The sequence below is a fragment of the Janthinobacterium sp. Bl 1 genome (assembly GCF_058215535.1).
Genome location: NZ_CM177086.1, coordinates 2,037,263 through 2,053,961 on the forward strand (window position 1 = coordinate 2,037,263; position 16,699 = coordinate 2,053,961).

A 16,699-nucleotide genomic window follows, 5' to 3' on the forward strand; every position below is an offset into this window, starting at 1 on the left:
GAGAAAACTAGGACTTGGGCGCGGCCGGCATGTCGGGCTGGGCCGTGACAGGTGTACCCGATTCTTCCAGTGGCGCGACGAAGTTGCACAGGTCCAGCTGCAGCTTGCCGTGCTTGCCCAGGGCGGGATTGAAAGCATAGGACGTGACGCCGCAGTTGGGCACGTCGGCCGCCTTGTCGATGGCCAGGATGGCTTGCTCGTCGCAGCGCTCGAGCAGGTAGCGGAAGCAATTGACGATGACCTGGTGGCCGACGATCAGCACCCGCTCGCCCCGGTATTCGCGGGTGATGGTGTCGAGCACGCTGCGCAGGCGCAGGATGACGTCGCACCAGCTTTCGCCGCCCGGCGGACGGAAGTAAAACTTGCCGACGTGCTGGCGCTGCTCGTGCAATTCCGGGTACTTGCTGGCGATGCCGTGCACGGTCAGGCGGTCGAGGATGCCGAATTCCTTTTCGCGCAGGCGCTCGTCGGCCACCACGGAGCTCAAGCTGTCCGCATCGATGCGCGCCAGCACGGCTTGCGCCGTCTGCTGCGCCCGCACGTACGGCGAATACAGCACGACGGTCGGTTGTTGTTCAGGGGGAAGGGTGGCGAACCAGTCGCCGAGGGCTTGCGCCTGGCGCGTGCCAAGCTCGGAGAGGGGGACGTCGACATCGCGCTCGGCGATGGCGATCAACAACTGCTTTTCCGCTTCGGCGGCATCGCGCGCCACGTTGCCGGCACTTTGGCCGTGACGCACGATCCAGATTTGCTGCGGCCATTTCTGTTCCATCGCCTTGCGCCTTCCTCTGCATTTATTGTTGATAAATATAGAGGAAAGCGGCAAGGCGCGGCGCGCCGCTGGAGAGATGCTTAGGCGGCGTGTTCCGCTTCGTCGAGGTCCGGCGCGTCGTCGCTGTTGTAGACGGCCAGGTCGGTCTGTCCCATGACCCTGCTGGTGACGGTGCCGGCCGTGATCGAGCCGCTCACGTTCAGGGCCGTGCGGCCCATGTCGATCAGCGGTTCGACGGAGATCAGCAAGCCGGCCAGCGCGACGGGCAAGTCCATCGCCGACAGCACGATCAGCGCGGCAAACGTGGCGCCGCCGCCCACGCCGGCCACGCCGACGGAACCGATGGTGATGATGGCCAGCAAGGGCAGCAGGAAGCTGACCGTGAATGGATCGACGCCGACTGTCGGGGCGATCATGACGGCCAGCATGGCAGGATAGATGCCGGCGCAGCCGTTCTGGCCGATGGTCGAGCCGAACGAGGCGGCGAAGTTGGCGATGCCTTCCGGCGTGCCCAGGCGCTGGGTTTGCGTCTGCACGCTCATCGGAATGGAGCCTGCGCTGGTGCGCGACGTGAACGCGAAGGCCAGCACGGGGAAGACTTTTTTCACGAAGCGCAGCGGGTTCAGGCCCACGCCGGCGATGATGGCCAGGTGCACGAGGAACATCAATATCAGCGCGCTGTACGAGGCGACGACGAAGTTGATCAGTTTCAAGATGTCCGTGTAGCTCGACGAGGCGACCACTTCAAACATCAGTGCGAACACGCCGTACGGCGTCAGACGCAGCACCAGCGTGACCATGCGCATGACGATGGCGTGCGCCACTTTCATGAAGTTCTCGAACGAGGCGAAAATCTCCGGCTTTTTCGCCGCGATGCCCGTGGCCGAAATGCCGATGAAGATCGAGAACACGACTACGGCGATGGTCGACGTCTTGCGCGCGCCCGTCATGTCGAGGAAGGGGTTGGTCGGCACGAAGCTGACCAGCAGTTTCGGCAGGGACAGGGCTTTCGCCGTTTCCAGCGAGCCTTGCAGCTGTACGCCGCGCGCCACTTCGGCGGCGCTCGACGTCAGGCCGACAGCCGTCAGGCCGAACAGCTTGGCCATCAAAATGCCCAGCGCGGCGGCGACGGTCGTAGTGATGAGCAGGGTGCCGATGGTCAGCGCGCTGATCTTGCCCAGCGAGCTCGCGTCCTTGAGTTTCAGGATGGCGGAAATGATGGACACCATGATCAGCGGCATGATGATCATCTGCAGCAGTTTGACGTAGCCGCTGCCGACGATGTCCATGTATTCATTGGTGCCGGCGATGATGGGCGAGCCGGCGCCGTACAGCCACTGCACGGCCGCGCCGAGCAGCACGCCCAGGCCCAGGCCCGTGAAGACGCGCACGGTAAACGTCGCGTGTTTGCGTTGCTGGTGGAACATGAAAGCGAAGACGAGCAACGCAACGAGCAGGTTCAGGATGATGTTAATTGCCATGAAGGGGCCTTATCTTGGTTTTATTCGAGACTGCACGGAGCACATAAAACAGTACTACAACTGACAGCTGCCCCAGCCCGGGGCGGAAGGGCAAGCACTGTACAGTACTATGGTGGCGTTTTGCGCAATACCGCTGCGAATATTACGCTATATAAATATGCTTCACAGGTATAAGCCTTGTGGCTGATTGTGAATTTAGCTATTTCGTGCAAGCATGCTTTTCCCGTTTGCTAAGATGCGCCAGACTATTTGATAGGAAGAAGATGAATGCATTAACTGAAGTACAAGTGCTCGATGCGGAAGAGCGCTTGCGCCTGGCCATGATGGCCTCCGACGTGGCGGCGTTGAATGTCTTGCTGGCCGACGATTTGCTGTTTACCAATCACCTGGGCCACTTGCTGAGCAAGCATGCGGACCTGGCCGCGCACGAGCAGCGCCTGCTGGCCATCACCGACTTGCGCGCGTCCGAGCGCCATGTGCGCATCAACGGCAGCGTGGCCGTGGTCTCCGTGCGCATGCAGCTGACGGGCATCTATCATGACGTGGAAACGCATGGCGACTTCCGTTTTACGCGCGTCTGGGCGCAGGACGCGGCCGGCGCGCTGCAAGTGATCGCCGCCCAGTCCGGCGTCGTGGCTTGAGGAGTATCAGTGGATCATCGTTCCAAAGGGCAGCTGTTTGAAGCTGTCATCGCCGCCGGCCCGGCCACCCTGGCCATTACGGCCGGCTACCCCGTGCTGTTGTACAACCTGGTGCGCACCTGGGCCGACGCCCCCGGCGCCAATGCGCTGGCCGCGCTGCTGCTGACGGGCGGCGTGTGGGCCTTGCTGGAATTCTGGCGCATCGCGCTGGCCACGGTGGCACGCAAGGCATATGCATTCAACTGGCGCTTCTGGCTGGCCATCGCCGGTTTTCTTGGCTGCTTCGTGCGTTTCGTACCGGACATGCCTGCCGGACTGATGTTGCTGTTGATGGTGCTGCCGGCGCTGGCGTGGACGCATTTCATCATGCTGCAGCTCAAGCGCCCGCCCAATTTGTAAGTTTTATTCTTCCTCTTCGGCTTCCAATTTCAGCCAGGCTATCCGTCCATTGCCCGCCTCATGCAGATGCGCGAGCAGGGCGGTGGCCGCCGTTTCAGGCAGGCTGAAGTCGAACAGCACGTGCTCGCCGTGTTCCACGTTCAGCAAGGTAGCGCCGGCGCCATCGAGTTCGCGGCGCAGCATGCCTTCCATCGCATACGGCACCGTGCAGCGCAGGGTACGCTGGCGCACGATGGCCGTCTTTTCCGCTTGCAACAACGCTTGCGCCACGCTATCCGTGTAGGCCCGCACCAGGCCGCCCGCACCGAGCTTGATCCCGCCAAAGTAGCGCACGACGGTCGCCAGCACGCCTTCCAGGTCCTGGTGGCGTAGCACGTCGAGCATGGGCCGCCCGGCCGTGCCGCTCGGTTCGCCATCATCGACGGCCGCCGACTGCCCGCCCGCCAGCAGCGCCCAGCACACATGGCAGGCGCCAGGATGCTGCGCCTTCAAGTCATTGACCACCTGCTGCGCGTTGGCGCGGTCCGTCATCGGCTGCACGCAACCGATGAAACGGCTTTTCTTGATGATCAGTTCGCTGTGGACTGGGGCGGCAATGGTAAACGGCATGGCGGGTGCGAAGGCGGGCAAAGCAGCATGATAGAGGAAATGCGCGCCGTGGACGAGTCAGCCTGCTCGCGCTGCAGGAGCGGCCACCAGTTCGCGCAGCGCCGCATCGCGCACTTGCACAATATCGAACAGTCCCAGCGCGTGCAGGGCGGGCAGGGCGTCGACAATGTCGCGCTCGGCGATGGTCCGTTCGGCGATGCCGCTGGACTCGTCCAGCCATAGCCGGGCATTGGCCAGGAAGGCGCCCACCGTGCCCTTGCGTACGGTGACGCCATTGAACTGGCCCTGGTTTTGTTGATCCGGCAATACGTCTTCTGCGCGCATGATGCACTCCTGAATGTTGGAAAGACTTCACTGTATGATGGCCAGATTGTCTTGCCTGCGTTGTTTATGCCATTCAATACGTCAAATCCGTCAATCTTGTCATCATCGCTGCCGCTGCGCGCCATGCGCATTGTCCAGCCACAGGAGAGGTTGACGGCGGCGCACCGCCACGCCAGCGGCCAGCTGTTCGGTGCCATGCGGGGCTTGCTTTCCGTTGCCGCCGACAGCGGGCAGTGGGTGGTGCCGGTCAGCCACTGCGTGTGGATGCCGCCCCATCACGTCCATGGTCTGCGTTCGCATGGCCCGTTTGCGGGCTGGAGCGTGTATGTGGACGAAGCCAGTTGCGCCAGCTTGCCCGCCGCGCCTTGCGTGATGCGCGTCTCGGGCTTGCTGCGCGAAGCGGTGGGCCGCGCCAGCGCCTGGGACGATGGCGCGCTCGACGCACGGCAGGAACGGGTCGCGGGCGTGATCCTCGACGAAATCGCCGCCGCGCCGCACGAGCCCTTCGGCTTGCCCCTGCCCACGGACCCGCGCCTGCTGCGCGTGGCGCGCGCCATCCTCGATGACCTGGCCGACGAGCGGGGCGTGGAAGCGCTGGCCGCCTGGGCCGGCGTATCACCGCGCACCCTGGCCCGCCGTTTCACGATCGAGACCGGTTTTACGCCTTCCGCCTGGCGCCAGCGCGCCCGCATCCTGCGCGCCTTGGAATTATTGGCTAGTGGCCAGCCTGTCACGGCGATTGCGCTGGACCTGGGCTACGACAACGTCAGCGCCTTCATCGCCATGTTCAAGCGGGTGATGGGCGTGACGCCGGGGAGGTATGGGGAGGGGATGGAATAGCTGGTGCGCAAAACAAAAAGCCAACCGCGAACGGTTGGCTTTTTGTTTGCTGCAAATTCTTGGTAGGCCGTGCGAGATTCGAACCTGCGACCAACGGATTAAAAGTTCAGGCCTCTAACGTGTCAGAACCCGCATGCATTCCCCGTTCTTGTGCTCAGTACTATCTTTGCCCGGACTTCTCACTGCGGTACCTAGAACTTGTTGCGTTTTATTATTTTCCCTTTACAATGAATTGTTAATGTTTTTTTTATAAGATTAATGTGAGGGCAATATGGGGCAGCTTATCATCGTATTAGGCGACAAAACAGACCATGGCGGGATAGTGATTACAGCAGGGTCTACGACGGACACTATGGGGTTTCCGTGGGCGCGTCAGGGTGATATGGTGAGTTGTCCGCGTTGTAAAGGCGTGTTTCCAATTGCGCAAGGCGATCCCAACTTCATTTCTGATGGTGCTCCTGTCGCCTACGACGGCTGCAAGGTCGCGTGTGGGGCAACCCTCATCGGTGGCAAGCAGGGCATAACAACGACTGTTCCTAGTGGCGGAGCCGCCCCCGGTACTGGAGGTGGACTTGATGATCGGTTTGGGCTGATTAGCGGTACGATGGCTGCGGCCTACGAAGACGAACCTGTAGACTCGGAGGGGCAGAGGTTCAAGGGCCGCTTCCAAGTGCTTGACCGTATCACTGGCGAACCTGTTGCAGCTACTAGCGTGCGTGTACGATCAACGGACGGCCAGTACCTTACCGGGCAGACTGACAGCGAGGGATTCACTCAATGGATCGAGCGTGATGCCTCCGAAGCGCTTGCGTTTGACCTTATGGAGTCAGGCGCATGAGTGGCCCTTACCCTACAGGAGAAATGTCGCTCAATGGAACTACAACACCTGTTCATATCAATTTCGCCGAGGTAAACGGAAAAGACAAAGACGTACTGTGTATGGCTGTTTGCGAGTGTAAGGCTGTGCCAGAAATTGGTAAGAAAGGGCAAAGCCTGCGGCAAGTGTGCGTATCAAAAATGATGAGCAAACGCGACGCCTTGGCGGGTTATCAGAGCGAGCACAAGGCTGAAGTCAACTACGATATGACCAAGTACCCGCCAGTGCCGATCATGGATTTCAATACAAAAACGATGGCCCACCGTTGGGCGCCCGGCTGGATTAAGAAGAACTGGGACGCCGACCCTACGCATCCGCTATGGTTGCCGGGCGAAGGTTATGTGCGCCGCCCGGATGTTGTTATCGTCAAAGACCCTACAAAGCCGCCAACACACGACAATATCAAACAGGTAGTCGAGATCAAGTTCGATGGTGACCCTTGGGGCAGCCTTCAAGCAGAAAGCTATGAAATAATATCTGGCGAAGACAAGTTGGCATTGCTGACGCCGACAATGTGTAGCTGTGACGATCCAGACCGCAAGAAGCGTACAGAGGATTTGAAGGCGGAAGAACTGAAGGACGAGTTGAAGGGAATGCTTGACATCATCGCCAATAAGGGCGGGCGTGGTGGAAGACGTCCTAGGCTACCCAAGAAACTTCCGAATCTAAAGGACTAAGAGCATGGATGAACTTTCAAAAATCGACAGGATTAAGCTCCTGAAAGAGAATCAGGAAAGGATGGCGATTCCCGGTGGCCAATTCATGGAACGTGCGAAGAAAGGCTACGTGGGGGCGATTCCCGCCTTGACAGGTACGTTGTTCTTCAAAGACGCCCATACGCCTGCTGCACGGGCTGCAATTTGTGCATGCTTCGACGAGTACGAAGCCATAGCAGGGCAATATCTTACTTGGCTCTGGCGTGAAGAGCCTAAAGATGGCAAGGATCGTCTGCCCTACCGTGACGCCCAGCCTATGGCTGAGTTGATGAAGCAGCTAACGGAGGCTAGTGCCGTAAGCTTCGGGTACACGAGTGGGGAGCAGAATGTAGACGCGGGTGAATGGGAATTTCAAGTCGCTGGCAGGGGTGACTGGCAGGCTAAGATGGGTACTTGGGGGCTGTCTGTCGTACGCTTTTCCATGCCCCATTTGTACGCGGAAGAACACCCGCTGGCCTTTCAGGCGATGTTTGTCAAGTTCGCCGACTTGTTGAAAGCCGTGCATGGGTATGGCGGCAATGGGCTGGTGCTGTCGTTGGTGCGTGCCTACGACAACGAGCCTACTGAAGCGATCACCTCAGAAGAATACTATGACTACGACATTGGCAGTCCTATCAAGGCAATGAAGGGTGCCGGGACTGGGATTAAAACAGTGTCATGGCTGACCGCGATCAATAACGAATTGCTTGAAAAGGCCGGCGGTATTTCGGCGGCGCGCTCGGAGTTGCCGATGGACTGGTTTGCCCTGTACCCGTACAGCGAAGGCATAGTCATTCAGGCTGGGCCTTACGCGGCACCTGCGTCAGTAGATGATGATCCACAGCCAGCATCCTATGTGTTGCCGAACATGCTGCTGAAGGAAGTAAGAAGCACCAACATGGGAAGTTTTCACGGCGCATCTGCGTTTGGTGAGCCGCGTATCCGTGGCGCTGCTGCCGCTCGCTGGATGGCTCGCTTTGATGTGCCGCCTGAGGAACTGCTTAGTTTCAAAGCCAAGCTGTTGGACGAACCTAAGCTAAGCAAGGAGACGACGTTGCCAGGGCGACTTTAAAAATAGAAATACAGGGACGCAAAAAAGGGCTACGCGCCGAAGCGGGTAACCCTGCCCTGTCCTGCTAAATTCTTGGTAGGCCGTGCGGGATTCGAACCTGCGACCAACGGATTAAAAGTCCGCTGCTCTACCAGCTGAGCTAACGACCCAAAAACTTTGACAACTAACTGCGGTAACTCTGTGCGGCATGTGCTTGCCATGAAGACTTGCAAACAAACCACAAATTCTTGGTAGGCCGTGCGGGATTCGAACCTGCGACCAACGGATTAAAAGTCCGCTGCTCTACCAGCTGAGCTAACGACCCAAGGGCGGCTATTATGACGGCCAGCGGCGGTTTTGGGAAGGGCAGGGGCGGAAAAAACCTTGCATGGTGCCCGGACGTGCACTAATATAGGTAGATAGTCTACCTACTTATAAATTCTTATGTCCACTACCGAAGACCTTCCCATCCCCGAACGCGCGCTGGCGCTGTCCGATGAATTGCGCACGGCGTTCAAGCGTTTGCTGCGCTCCATGCAACGCGAAGGGGGCGAGCTGGAAGGCAGCGTGTCGATGATGCAATACATGCTGCTGGCCCTGATCCACGAGCAGCCCGGCATCGGCGTGGCCGCGCTGGCGCGGCTGCAGAACGTGCGCGGGCCGACCGTCAGCGCGCAGGTCAAGTCGCTCGAAGAGGCGGGGCTGGTCGAGCGCGGCGCGCCCGATCCGCAAGACCGGCGCCGCTCGGGGCTGCAGGTGTCCGCGCAAGGCCTGGCCATCCTCGAAACCCTGCGCGCGCGCCGCCGCGATGTGCTGGCGCAGCGCATTGCCCGTCTGACGCCGCAGCAGATCGATGCACTGGAAGCGGCCATGCAGCCGCTGCTTGAGATCGGACAAGCATGAGTCGCCACGATCAAGCCACAGGCGCAGAAAAAGGCGCTGCCAAACCCGTCACCGAGCGCGAAGTGCGCGCCATCTATCTGGGCCTGATGGCCGTGCTGGGACTCGGTGCGCTGGACCAGAGCATCGTCGCCACGGCCTTGCCGCGCATCGTCGATGACCTGGGCGGCATGGCCCATCTGTCGTGGGTGGTCACGGCCTACGTGCTGGCCTCGACGGCCACCATGCCCCTGTACGGCAAGCTGGCCGACCAGTACGGCCGCCGTCCCATGATCATTACGGCCCTGCTGACCTTCTTGCTCGGTTCCGTGCTGTGCGGGCTGGCGCAGAACATGACGGAACTTATTATCTTCCGTGCCATTCAGGGCCTCGGGGCGGGCGGCTTTATGCCGCTGGCGCAAATCATCATCGGCGACATCGTGCCGCCGGCCGAGCGGGGCAAGCGGCAAGGCATGGTGCCCATCGTGTATGCCGTCACCAGCGTGCTCGGTCCCGTGCTGGGCGGCGTGATCACGGATGCCTTGTCGTGGCACTGGATTTTCTATGTCAACCTGCCCATCGGCGCGGCTGCTTTTGTCATCATCGCGCGCGCCATGCGCAAACCGGCGCGCACGCATGCGCACAAGATCGATTATCTGGGCTCGGCATTGCTGACGGGCGCCATCACGGCGGCGCTGCTGGTGCTGGCGCTGGGCGGCACCGAGTGGCCGTGGGATGGGCTGGCCATCAAGGTGTGCGGCGGCATTGCCGTGCTGCTGGGGATCTGGCTGGCGGTGCACGTGGGGCAGGTGGATGAGCCCGTGCTGCCGCCCGACCTGTTCGAAAACCGCACCTTCAATATCGCCAGCCTGGTGATGGCCGTGACCTTCATGGGCCTGATGGGCGCCAGCGTCTTCTTTCCCTTGTTCTTCCAGCTGGTGATGGGCACCAGTCCGGCGGAGTCCGGCGTGATGACGGTGCCGATGATGGTGGGGCTGGTGGCGTCGTCAATCTTCAACGGCCGGGTGCTGTCGCGCTCGGGCAAGTACAAGATGGTGCAGGTGGCGGGATTGGCGGTGGCGCTGCTGGCGTTTGCCGTGCTGGCCTGGGGCATGGAAACGTCGCGTGGCTACTGGATCATCGAGCCAGCCATCTTTTTCCTCGGCACGGGGCTGGGACTGGTGATGCCGAACATGACGATCGCCGTGCAAAATGCCTTGCCCCTGGCGCGCCGCGGCGTGGGCACGGCCATGCTGGCGTTTTTCCGCTCGCTGGGCGGCTTGCTGGGCGTGACGGCGTCCGGCGCCATTCTCGCACATCAGCTGCACAAGCACGGCGTGGAAGCCGTGTCGGCGCTGGGTGCGCAGGCGGCGGCGCAGACGGTGGACGTGTACCGCCATGCGATCGCCAGCGTGTTTGGCGCCGGCGCCGTGCTGCTGCTATTGGGACTGGTCTTCCTGTTGTTCCTGCCGGAACTGCCCCTGGAGGGACATCCGGCGACGGTCAAGGACGATCAATAGCGCTCGAGCCAGTGCGCGTATGGCGCCGGCAGGGTCCACGAAGCGCGGTCCACGCCGAGTTCTTTTGCGGCAAAGTATGCCCAGTGCGGATTGGCCAGGTGCGCCTTGCCGACCATCACCACGTCGAGCTGCTCTTCCTTGACGACGCGCTCGGCAATCGCTGGCGTGCCGAATCCCCAGGCGGACGAGACGGGAACGCCCGCTTCGCGGCGCACGCGCTCGGCAATCGGGCCCATGAAGGCCGGGCCCCATGGAATCGACACGTCGGGAATCGTGAAGCCCATGCTGACGCTGATCATGTCCATGCCCGCGTCCTTGAACTGGCGCACGAGGCCGATCGATTCGAGCAGGGTTTGCTCGTCGCGGCCATCGAATTCCAGCACGCCAAAGCGGATCGTCAGCGGCAGGTGCTCTGGCCACACTTCGCGCACGGCTTTCAATGTTTCCAGCAAGAAGCGGCTGCGGTTTTCCAGGCTGCCGCCATAGATATCGTCGCGCTGGTTCGAGTGGGCGGAAAAGAAGCTTTGCGCCAGGTAGCCGTGGGCGAAGTGCAGCTCCAGCCATTCGAAACCGACTTCGCGGGCGCGTACGGCCGCGTCGACGAAGTTCTGTTTCACGCGGGCGATATCGTCGAGGTCCATGGCGCGCGGCACTTTCGGCAGGCCGCCGCCAAAGGCGATGGCGGACGGGGCGATGGTTTGCCAGCCGCGCGCGTCGCCTTCAGGGATGTGGTCGTCGCCTTCCCATGGACGGTTGGCGCTGGCCTTGCGGCCCGCGTGGGCGATCTGGATGCCGGGCACGGAGCCGGCCGCCTTGATTGCTTTGACGACAGGCACGAAGGCTTGCGCCAGGTCATCGTTCCAGATACCCGTGCAGCCGGGCGTGATGCGGCCTTCCGGTGCCACGGCCGTCGCTTCGACGATCACCAGTCCCGCGCCGCCACGGGCCATGCCCGCGTAATGCGACAGATGCCAGTCGTTGGCCACGCCATCGACGGCCATGTACTGGCACATGGGCGGCACGGCGATGCGGTTGCGCAGGGTGATGCCTTTGAGGGTGTAGGGCTGGAAGAGGGCGGACATGGTGGCCTTTGTGTTTGTTGGTGGAAATGTGGGTGAATGCTGATTCGGAAGTTCGTAAATATTCGAAGAATGGAATTAGTATAGCGCATGCTGTATGATTCTGCACATGCGTCCACATAAACATCCTGCCGCCAGCGAATTCGTGCTCGAAAGAGTGCTGTACGCCTTGAGCGATTCCATTCGCCTCGACATCGTGCGCCACCTGGCCAGAGTCGACGCGGCCGCTTGCGGCGATCTGGACGGCGGGCGGCCGAAGTCGACCGTTTCCCACCATTTCAAGGTCTTGCGCGAAGCGGGCCTCGTCTACACGGAAAACGCGGGCACGACGCACATGAACACCTTGCGCCGCGCCGATATCGAAAGCCGCTTTCCCGGCTTGCTCGGCGCCATCCTGGCGCAGCCTCCAGCGAATCAGCCCTGAATCTGTCGTAGAATGCCTGCAAGATTGCCGAATTTGCAGCACTGGAGTGCAGTCTCAAGCTGAAAGGTTGATCACGCATGAGAATTCCTGCACGCTATCGCTAGTGCTGCGCCACCGCTTTCGTACTGCTCACTGGCTGCTGGCCTTACACGGAGCCGGCCACGGGCGAATATGCCGATGTGTTGCGGCGCGGCGAAAAGGTGACCAAGGCCGACACGTACGGGCGGTTTGCCGCCTTGTCGGTCGAGTACCGCCAGGGTGGCGGCTCCCTGATGTCCACGCACAACAATTCCATGCGGCTGATCCATAGCGATAAAGTTGTCGTCAAGACCACCGATGGCATCGAGCGCTGGACCGACTTCGCCCAGCCCGTCTTTTTCGTCAGATTGCCTGACGATGACAGCGTGCTGGCGCTGGTCCACGAGCAAGCGGGCAAGGCCGTGGTCGAGAAGATCGCGGCGTCGAAAGACGGCTACCGTGGCACCGAGACGTACACGCATGGCTTTCCATTGTCCCCCGGCGTGCGCTATTTTCCCGGCGACCAGTGCCCCGGTTTCCTGTTGCGTGGCTTGCCGCTGAAAACCACCGTGCTGCCCAGTCCGCCAGAAAGCGACGGCGACCTGCACGCCCAAGTCCTGGCGGCCATCTCGCCCGATGGGGCATCATTTGCGTTTGTCGACAGCGAGTATGCGCCGTCCGTGGTGCTCGTCGTCGATGCGGACGGCAAGCGGCGCGACCCGATTCCGCTGCCGAGAATTTACCTGGCGGACGCGCCCACCTACCAATTCCATCCTTACGAGCGGTTATGGGCCTGGTCGCGCACGGCGCTGCCATGGCACAAGAACGGCGCGGGCAGCTGGGAAGTGCGGCCGGACGGCACCGCGCCCGAGGCTGTCGGCGCGCGTAATGCGGTCGAGCAATTGTTTATCAGCGATCAGACGGGTTACCGTAGCTGTTTTGCTGCCGCGAATGCCGCCTGCCAGCCCGGCTGGCGCGGGGCGAACGCCGCCGAGCAGCGCAAGACTTTTGTATGGGACGGCAGCACGCCGCCGTTTGCCTATGTGCCGGTAGCCACCACAGCCGCTTTTGGTGCCAGGGTCGGCTTGCTGTTGTTGTCCGGGAGATGCTGCCGTGTGCCGTCTTACCATTTGTATCTCGATGGCGCGCCGGCGGCGGTGGCCGCGCAATTGTCCGCACGCTTGCGCGAGAGCAAGACGCCGTTCGTACGTATCGACGAGTGCCCGCGCCGCGTCGGCTATGAGGGCAAGTGCGAGGTGCAGCTGGCCCGACAGATCGGGCGGGCGCAGTCGCTTGGGCGCGAACTGGAGCAGCTGCTCGATACATGGGAAGAGCACGATGGCGTGCTGTTCGTCATGCCGTCCATGGCGGTCGCCGTGCGCGCGAACGAGCAGGGCGGCAGCGTGATCCAGACCCTGTTGCGTGCCGATTTTTCGCGCAAGGATTGATATCGGTCGTCTGCCGCGCGTCACCGAAATGCCAGGCTCGGCTATGATGTCGGCCTTTCGGTAAATCCTCGGCCGCGCGCCCGTTGCGCGCATGGCTGGCGAGACTACCTGGCACGGCAAGGATAGGGAATGACGGCAGCAGCAGTGGTATCACAGGCGGACCTGGCACATCGTCCGCAGTTTGGCTGGATCAATGGTTTGAAGGCAGGCGCGGCGCAGCTGATCGTGTTGCACCATCTGGCGTTTTACGGGCCCATGTCCGACTACGTGCAGCCGCTGTGGCCCGAGCTGCTGGACTGGCTCGGTGGCAGCGCGCGCATCGCCGTGCAAGTGTTTCTCGTCATCGGCGGCTTTCTCGTCGCCAAATCGCTCTCGCCCGCCGGCCGCCCCGGCATCGCCAACCCTCTGCAAGCGGTCTGGCGCCGCTATGCCAAGCTGGCGCCGCCTTTCCTGGCTGCCACCTTGCTCGCGGCCATCATCACGCCTGTGGCCGGCATCTGGATGCAGCACGACTCCATGTCGGCCGCCGTCACCCTGGGCCAGCTGAGCGCCCATGCCTTGCTTTTGCACGGCGTACTGGGCTATGAGTCGCTGTCGGCCGGCGCCTGGTACGTGGCCATCGATTTTCAACTGTACCTGCTGACCGTATCGCTGCTGTGGCTGAGCGGCCGCGTGGCGGGCCAGCGGCGCCGGCACTGGCTGATGCCGCTGGCCGTCACCGTGGGCATCACCTTTTCCCTGCTGTATTTCAATCTGGACGCGGACTGGGATAACTGGGCGCCGTATTTCTTCGGCAGCTATGGTCTCGGCATGCTGGCCTGGTGGGCCAGCGATCCGGCCCGTAAACCCGGCGCCATGACCGTGCTCATGGCCATGGCCGCCGTGCCCGTCCTGCTGGCCCTGGCCGTCGACTACCGCAGCCGCATCGCGCTGGCCCTGATCGTCGCCTGCGCCCTGTTCCTGTTCGGCCGCGCCCGCACGCCTGCACAGGGCGGCGCCTGGAACATCATCAACGCGCTGGGCCGCATCTCGTACGCCGTGTTCCTCGTCCACTTTCCCGTCAGCCTGCTGGTGAATGCCTTGTTTGTCACCTACGTTCCACTCGATCCCGAGTGGCAGGCACTGGGCATGCTGACGGCCTGGGGCGCCAGCCTGGCGGCCGGCGCGGCGTTTTACCGCTGGGTGGAGGTGCCGCTGGGGCGGGTGATGGGGAGTGTGGTGGCGCATCTGGCCGGGCGGCAGGCGCTGGTGTCGCGTTAGAAACTCGGGGCGTCATGCAAAAGGGTGGAGGTATTGTTGCTCAAGGATATAGTTGCCGCGTATGCATGACGGCAAGAATTTCTATCGCGCTTGCTTCAACTCGATACACGACGACATAGTTTGGATGGGCAACCAGTTCGCGCGTGCCTGAAACTCTTCCGGACCGGTATAGGTGAGGGTGGCAGGGAAGCCGGGAGATGGCGTTGTCGATGTCATGGTAAAGCTGCAGCGCTGCCGGCCGGTTGTGCTGCGCGATATACGTGAGTATCGCGGTCAAATCTTCTTGAGCTTCAACCTTCCATTAAATCGGCAGCATGGCCGTCAGTCTGCGGCGTGACGATTTTCCTCAGTTGCGCCATGACTGTCTCGTGCGAGGCGGTAGCGCGGTCATCATTGAGCGATGCCAGCACCTTTGCGCGAAACCATTGTTCATAGGTTTCGGCTGCTTCCGTTGTAGCAAATTCGGACATGGTCGAGGATGGTGTGGCGTTCATGATTGTCTGATTATACGACGGTCCGATAAAGCTGTATCGCAGGTGGCAAGGCGTTTGATTTGTGTCAGCGATGGCATCGCGTGCAAGTGATGCTGCTGAAAACAAAAAAGCCAACCGCGAACGGTTGGCTTCTCTGAAGTATTTGGTAGGCCGTGCGGGATTCGAACCTGCGACCAACGGATTAAAAGTCCGCTGCTCTACCAGCTGAGCTAACGACCCAAAAACTTTTTACAACAACTTCGGTAACACTGTGCAGTAAAAAAATGCTTGCTATAACAACTCGCAAGCAGATCAGTACTGCGTATTCGTGGTAGGCCGTGCGGGATTCGAACCTGCGACCAACGGATTAAAAGTCCGCTGCTCTACCAGCTGAGCTAACGACCCGAAGAAGAAAGATTATAGGGGGTGCCCGGGATTCTGTCAAACCTAACGGGCAACTTTTTCCCCGCTTTTACTTTTTGCCGCCCCGTTCCTTGGCGGCCTGGGCCGCGCTGGAGTCAGGGTAGCGCGAGATCAGGGCGTTCAGCGTCTTGGTCGCGTTGGCCTTGTCTTTCAGCTCCGTGTAGCAGCTGGCGATGTTGAGCATGGCGTCGGGCGCTTTCGGGCTGTCCGGGTAGTTCTTCAGCACTGCCTGCTGGGCCGTGATGGCGCTCTTGCAGTCGCGCTGGGCGTAATAGGCGTTGCCCAGCCAGTATTGCGCGTTGGCCGCGTAGGCCGATTCCGGATAGCGTTTGACGAAGCCGTCCAGGGCCGTGACGGCGCCCTTGTAGTCGCCTGACTTGAACAGGCCGAACGCGGATTCGTACGCGCTTTGCTCGGATACGCCCACGGCCGCTTCCTGGCCGTCAATGGTGACCTGGCGCGGTTCGAGCTTGCGCAGGCGCGCGTCGATGTCGGTGTAGAAATCTTTCTGGCGCTTCTGCACATTCGCCAGGTCGTTGCCCAGTACTTCGATCTGGCCGCGCAGGCGGGCGATCTCTTGCATGGTCTGGTCGTGCTGGTTGATCAGGCTCAGGGTGCTGGTCTTGTCCGCCTTGCTGTCGACGCGGCTGTTCAGGTCGCGCGCCATGGCGTCGACCTTGGCGCGCAGCTCGAGGATGGCCTTGCGCGCTTCGTCGTCATCGAACAGGGCGGCGTTGGCGTGCAGGGGCAGGTAGGCAAACGCGGCCATCAAGGCGGCGGCGACGCCGGCTTTCGAGAATGTCATCATGGGTCGGGCTTTCTAAGGTTACGCAAACATGCAAACGGGGCGCCGGGCGGTGAATCACCGCGCTGCGCCCCATTATTATGCCTATGACTGGCCAGTTAGGTAAGCGCCAATGCTGGCGCGCTCACCTGTCAACATCAATAAACGATGTCAGCGCGGCGGTTTTCTGCCCATGCTGCTTCGTTGCTGCCTTGTGCTTTAGGCTTTTCTTTGCCCAGCGACACGGCTTCCATTTGGCCTTCTGGCACGCCCAGGGCTGCCATCGACTTGCGCACGGCTTCAGCACGTTTCTGGCCCAGGGCCAGGTTGTACTCAGCGCCACCGCGTTCATCGGTGTTACCTTGGATCAGGATTTTGCGGCTAGGCGTTTTCACCAGGTAAGCAGCGTGGTTTTGCACGACTGGGGTGTCCGCTTCGCGCACGACGTATTTGTCGAAGTCGAAGTAGATGCTGCGGTTAGCCAGCACGCCTTTTGGATCGTCCAGTGGATCGACCGATGCGGTCGTCACTGGCTGAACTTGACGAGTGTCAACTGGAGCTGCGACTTTTTCAGGAGCGCGCTCAACCACTGGGGTTTCTGCTACTTTGACTGGGGTGCTGCAGGCGGACAGCAGAGCTGCGGTAGCGGCGATGAAAGCCAAACTTTTAAAGTTACTCATTTTTATTCTCCGGGTCATGGTT

20 protein-coding genes and 4 tRNA genes are annotated in these 16,699 nt (G+C 61.2%); 11 read left to right on the forward strand and 13 right to left on the reverse strand.

From position 1 onward, the window contains the following. Window positions 1-7: 7 nt before the first annotated feature. Together AC4BCN_RS09180 and AC4BCN_RS09185 are read right to left on the reverse strand one after the other, a co-directional pair. Window positions 8-772, reverse strand: coding sequence for a histidine phosphatase family protein (locus tag AC4BCN_RS09180; RefSeq protein WP_456148937.1), 765 nt, complete (start codon window positions 770-772; stop codon window positions 8-10). 80 nt (window positions 773-852) lie between these two features. Beyond that, window positions 853-2,253 carry an L-cystine transporter gene (locus AC4BCN_RS09185; protein WP_070300878.1) on the reverse strand — a complete coding sequence of 467 codons (1,401 nt, stop codon included), beginning with the start codon at window positions 2,251-2,253 and terminating at the stop codon, window positions 853-855. A 263-nt stretch (window positions 2,254-2,516) separates the two neighbouring features. Here AC4BCN_RS09185 and AC4BCN_RS09190 point away from each other — a divergent pair, with 263 nt between their 5' ends. Further along, window positions 2,517-2,894, forward strand: a complete 378-nt coding sequence (locus tag AC4BCN_RS09190; protein WP_490493123.1) for a nuclear transport factor 2 family protein — start codon at window positions 2,517-2,519, stop codon at window positions 2,892-2,894. A 9-nt stretch (window positions 2,895-2,903) separates the two neighbouring features. Next, window positions 2,904-3,293, forward strand: coding sequence for a hypothetical protein (locus tag AC4BCN_RS09195; RefSeq protein ID WP_490493124.1), 390 nt, complete (start codon window positions 2,904-2,906; stop codon window positions 3,291-3,293). A gap of 3 nt (window positions 3,294-3,296) precedes the next feature. Here AC4BCN_RS09195 and AC4BCN_RS09200 read toward each other — a convergent pair whose 3' ends face one another. Beyond that, complete coding sequence (locus AC4BCN_RS09200; RefSeq protein WP_490493125.1) at window positions 3,297-3,902, reverse strand: IMPACT family protein; 606 nt, start codon at window positions 3,900-3,902, stop codon at window positions 3,297-3,299. Between the two features lie 57 nt (window positions 3,903-3,959). Continuing rightward, a complete protein-coding gene (locus tag AC4BCN_RS09205) occupies window positions 3,960-4,226 on the reverse strand; it encodes a hypothetical protein (RefSeq protein WP_490493126.1) in 267 nt (88 codons plus the stop codon). Between the two features lie 66 nt (window positions 4,227-4,292). On the opposite strand from AC4BCN_RS09205, the gene AC4BCN_RS09210 reads away from it, so the two are divergent. The 4 genes from AC4BCN_RS09210 to AC4BCN_RS09225 all read left to right on the forward strand — a co-directional run bounded on the left by AC4BCN_RS09210 (window position 4,293) and on the right by AC4BCN_RS09225 (window position 7,710). Then, complete coding sequence (locus tag AC4BCN_RS09210; protein ID WP_490493127.1) at window positions 4,293-5,066, forward strand: AraC family transcriptional regulator; 774 nt, start codon at window positions 4,293-4,295, stop codon at window positions 5,064-5,066. A gap of 271 nt (window positions 5,067-5,337) precedes the next feature. After that, the gene (locus AC4BCN_RS09215) at window positions 5,338-5,904 is read left to right on the forward strand and encodes a PAAR domain-containing protein (RefSeq protein ID WP_338681337.1); all 567 of its coding nucleotides are present in this window, start codon (window positions 5,338-5,340) and stop codon (window positions 5,902-5,904) included. Next, on the forward strand, window positions 5,901-6,620 hold the full coding sequence (locus AC4BCN_RS09220) for a VRR-NUC domain-containing protein (protein WP_338681338.1): 720 nt from the start codon (window positions 5,901-5,903) through the stop codon (window positions 6,618-6,620). Before AC4BCN_RS09215 ends, AC4BCN_RS09220 begins: the two co-directional genes overlap by 4 nt. Window positions 6,621-6,624: 4 nt before the next feature. Next, window positions 6,625-7,710, forward strand: coding sequence for a type VI immunity family protein (locus tag AC4BCN_RS09225; protein WP_338681339.1), 1,086 nt, complete (start codon window positions 6,625-6,627; stop codon window positions 7,708-7,710). 73 nt (window positions 7,711-7,783) lie between these two features. Here the strand turns inward: AC4BCN_RS09225 and AC4BCN_RS09230 are convergent. Together AC4BCN_RS09230 and AC4BCN_RS09235 are read right to left on the reverse strand one after the other, a co-directional pair. After that, window positions 7,784-7,859: transfer RNA gene (locus AC4BCN_RS09230), tRNA-Lys, on the reverse strand. A gap of 79 nt (window positions 7,860-7,938) precedes the next feature. Further along, a tRNA-Lys gene (locus AC4BCN_RS09235) sits at window positions 7,939-8,014 on the reverse strand. 119 nt (window positions 8,015-8,133) lie between these two features. On the opposite strand from AC4BCN_RS09235, the gene AC4BCN_RS09240 reads away from it, so the two are divergent. Both AC4BCN_RS09240 and AC4BCN_RS09245 read left to right on the forward strand, forming a co-directional pair. Then, complete coding sequence (locus AC4BCN_RS09240; RefSeq protein WP_128140089.1) at window positions 8,134-8,592, forward strand: MarR family winged helix-turn-helix transcriptional regulator; 459 nt, start codon at window positions 8,134-8,136, stop codon at window positions 8,590-8,592. After that, complete coding sequence (locus tag AC4BCN_RS09245; protein WP_490493128.1) at window positions 8,589-10,088, forward strand: MDR family MFS transporter; 1,500 nt, start codon at window positions 8,589-8,591, stop codon at window positions 10,086-10,088. Before AC4BCN_RS09240 ends, AC4BCN_RS09245 begins: the two co-directional genes overlap by 4 nt. Here the strand turns inward: AC4BCN_RS09245 and AC4BCN_RS09250 are convergent. Beyond that, complete coding sequence (locus AC4BCN_RS09250; RefSeq protein WP_490493129.1) at window positions 10,082-11,170, reverse strand: NADH:flavin oxidoreductase/NADH oxidase; 1,089 nt, start codon at window positions 11,168-11,170, stop codon at window positions 10,082-10,084. The two genes, AC4BCN_RS09245 and AC4BCN_RS09250, sit on opposite strands and share 7 nt — an antisense overlap. Window positions 11,171-11,276: 106 nt before the next feature. Here AC4BCN_RS09250 and AC4BCN_RS09255 point away from each other — a divergent pair, with 106 nt between their 5' ends. The 3 genes from AC4BCN_RS09255 (at window position 11,277) to AC4BCN_RS09265 (ending at window position 14,317) form a co-directional block, all read left to right on the forward strand. After that, window positions 11,277-11,591 (forward strand): ArsR/SmtB family transcription factor, encoded by a 315-nt coding sequence (locus tag AC4BCN_RS09255; RefSeq protein ID WP_490493130.1) that lies wholly within the window; start codon window positions 11,277-11,279, stop codon window positions 11,589-11,591. Window positions 11,592-11,791: 200 nt separating this feature from the next. Then, a complete protein-coding gene (locus AC4BCN_RS09260) occupies window positions 11,792-13,057 on the forward strand; it encodes a hypothetical protein (protein ID WP_490493131.1) in 1,266 nt (421 codons plus the stop codon). 129 nt (window positions 13,058-13,186) lie between these two features. Beyond that, complete coding sequence (locus AC4BCN_RS09265; RefSeq protein WP_490493132.1) at window positions 13,187-14,317, forward strand: acyltransferase family protein; 1,131 nt, start codon at window positions 13,187-13,189, stop codon at window positions 14,315-14,317. Window positions 14,318-14,357: 40 nt separating this feature from the next. Here AC4BCN_RS09265 and AC4BCN_RS09270 read toward each other — a convergent pair whose 3' ends face one another. From AC4BCN_RS09270 to pal, 6 genes are all read right to left on the reverse strand, one after another. Beyond that, window positions 14,358-14,594 carry a type II toxin-antitoxin system RelE/ParE family toxin gene (locus tag AC4BCN_RS09270; protein ID WP_490493133.1) on the reverse strand — a complete coding sequence of 79 codons (237 nt, stop codon included), beginning with the start codon at window positions 14,592-14,594 and terminating at the stop codon, window positions 14,358-14,360. Between the two features lie 13 nt (window positions 14,595-14,607). Then, complete coding sequence (gene relB, locus AC4BCN_RS09275) at window positions 14,608-14,811, reverse strand: type II toxin-antitoxin system RelB family antitoxin (RefSeq protein WP_456148949.1); 204 nt, start codon at window positions 14,809-14,811, stop codon at window positions 14,608-14,610. 143 nt (window positions 14,812-14,954) lie between these two features. After that, window positions 14,955-15,030, reverse strand: a tRNA-Lys gene (locus AC4BCN_RS09280). 89 nt (window positions 15,031-15,119) lie between these two features. Further along, window positions 15,120-15,195 (reverse strand) — tRNA-Lys (locus tag AC4BCN_RS09285). Between the two features lie 67 nt (window positions 15,196-15,262). After that, window positions 15,263-16,021: a tol-pal system protein YbgF gene (gene ybgF / locus AC4BCN_RS09290; protein ID WP_128140083.1), complete on the reverse strand. Its 759-nt coding sequence runs from the start codon at window positions 16,019-16,021 to the stop codon at window positions 15,263-15,265. A gap of 134 nt (window positions 16,022-16,155) precedes the next feature. Further along, complete coding sequence (gene pal / locus AC4BCN_RS09295; protein WP_034759187.1) at window positions 16,156-16,677, reverse strand: peptidoglycan-associated lipoprotein Pal; 522 nt, start codon at window positions 16,675-16,677, stop codon at window positions 16,156-16,158. Window positions 16,678-16,699: the final 22 nt, after the last annotated feature.

Coding starts and splice junctions, on each gene's coding strand:
- pal (WP_034759187.1), bottom strand. CDS start 16,677: ATGAGTAACTTTAAAAGTTTGGCTTTCATCGCCGCTACCGCAGCTCTG.
- AC4BCN_RS09210 (WP_490493127.1), top strand. CDS start 4,293: ATGCCATTCAATACGTCAAATCCGTCAATCTTGTCATCATCGCTGCCG.
- AC4BCN_RS09225 (WP_338681339.1), top strand. CDS start 6,625: ATGGATGAACTTTCAAAAATCGACAGGATTAAGCTCCTGAAAGAGAAT.
- AC4BCN_RS09185 (WP_070300878.1), bottom strand. CDS start 2,253: ATGGCAATTAACATCATCCTGAACCTGCTCGTTGCGTTGCTCGTCTTC.
- AC4BCN_RS09190 (WP_490493123.1), top strand. CDS start 2,517: ATGAATGCATTAACTGAAGTACAAGTGCTCGATGCGGAAGAGCGCTTG.
- AC4BCN_RS09265 (WP_490493132.1), top strand. CDS start 13,187: ATGACGGCAGCAGCAGTGGTATCACAGGCGGACCTGGCACATCGTCCG.
- AC4BCN_RS09240 (WP_128140089.1), top strand. CDS start 8,134: ATGTCCACTACCGAAGACCTTCCCATCCCCGAACGCGCGCTGGCGCTG.
- AC4BCN_RS09215 (WP_338681337.1), top strand. CDS start 5,338: ATGGGGCAGCTTATCATCGTATTAGGCGACAAAACAGACCATGGCGGG.
- AC4BCN_RS09245 (WP_490493128.1), top strand. CDS start 8,589: ATGAGTCGCCACGATCAAGCCACAGGCGCAGAAAAAGGCGCTGCCAAA.
- AC4BCN_RS09255 (WP_490493130.1), top strand. CDS start 11,277: ATGCGTCCACATAAACATCCTGCCGCCAGCGAATTCGTGCTCGAAAGA.
- AC4BCN_RS09220 (WP_338681338.1), top strand. CDS start 5,901: ATGAGTGGCCCTTACCCTACAGGAGAAATGTCGCTCAATGGAACTACA.
- relB (WP_456148949.1), bottom strand. CDS start 14,811: ATGAACGCCACACCATCCTCGACCATGTCCGAATTTGCTACAACGGAA.
- ybgF (WP_128140083.1), bottom strand. CDS start 16,021: ATGATGACATTCTCGAAAGCCGGCGTCGCCGCCGCCTTGATGGCCGCG.
- AC4BCN_RS09180 (WP_456148937.1), bottom strand. CDS start 772: ATGGAACAGAAATGGCCGCAGCAAATCTGGATCGTGCGTCACGGCCAA.
- AC4BCN_RS09200 (WP_490493125.1), bottom strand. CDS start 3,902: ATGCCGTTTACCATTGCCGCCCCAGTCCACAGCGAACTGATCATCAAG.
- AC4BCN_RS09205 (WP_490493126.1), bottom strand. CDS start 4,226: ATGCGCGCAGAAGACGTATTGCCGGATCAACAAAACCAGGGCCAGTTC.
- AC4BCN_RS09250 (WP_490493129.1), bottom strand. CDS start 11,170: ATGTCCGCCCTCTTCCAGCCCTACACCCTCAAAGGCATCACCCTGCGC.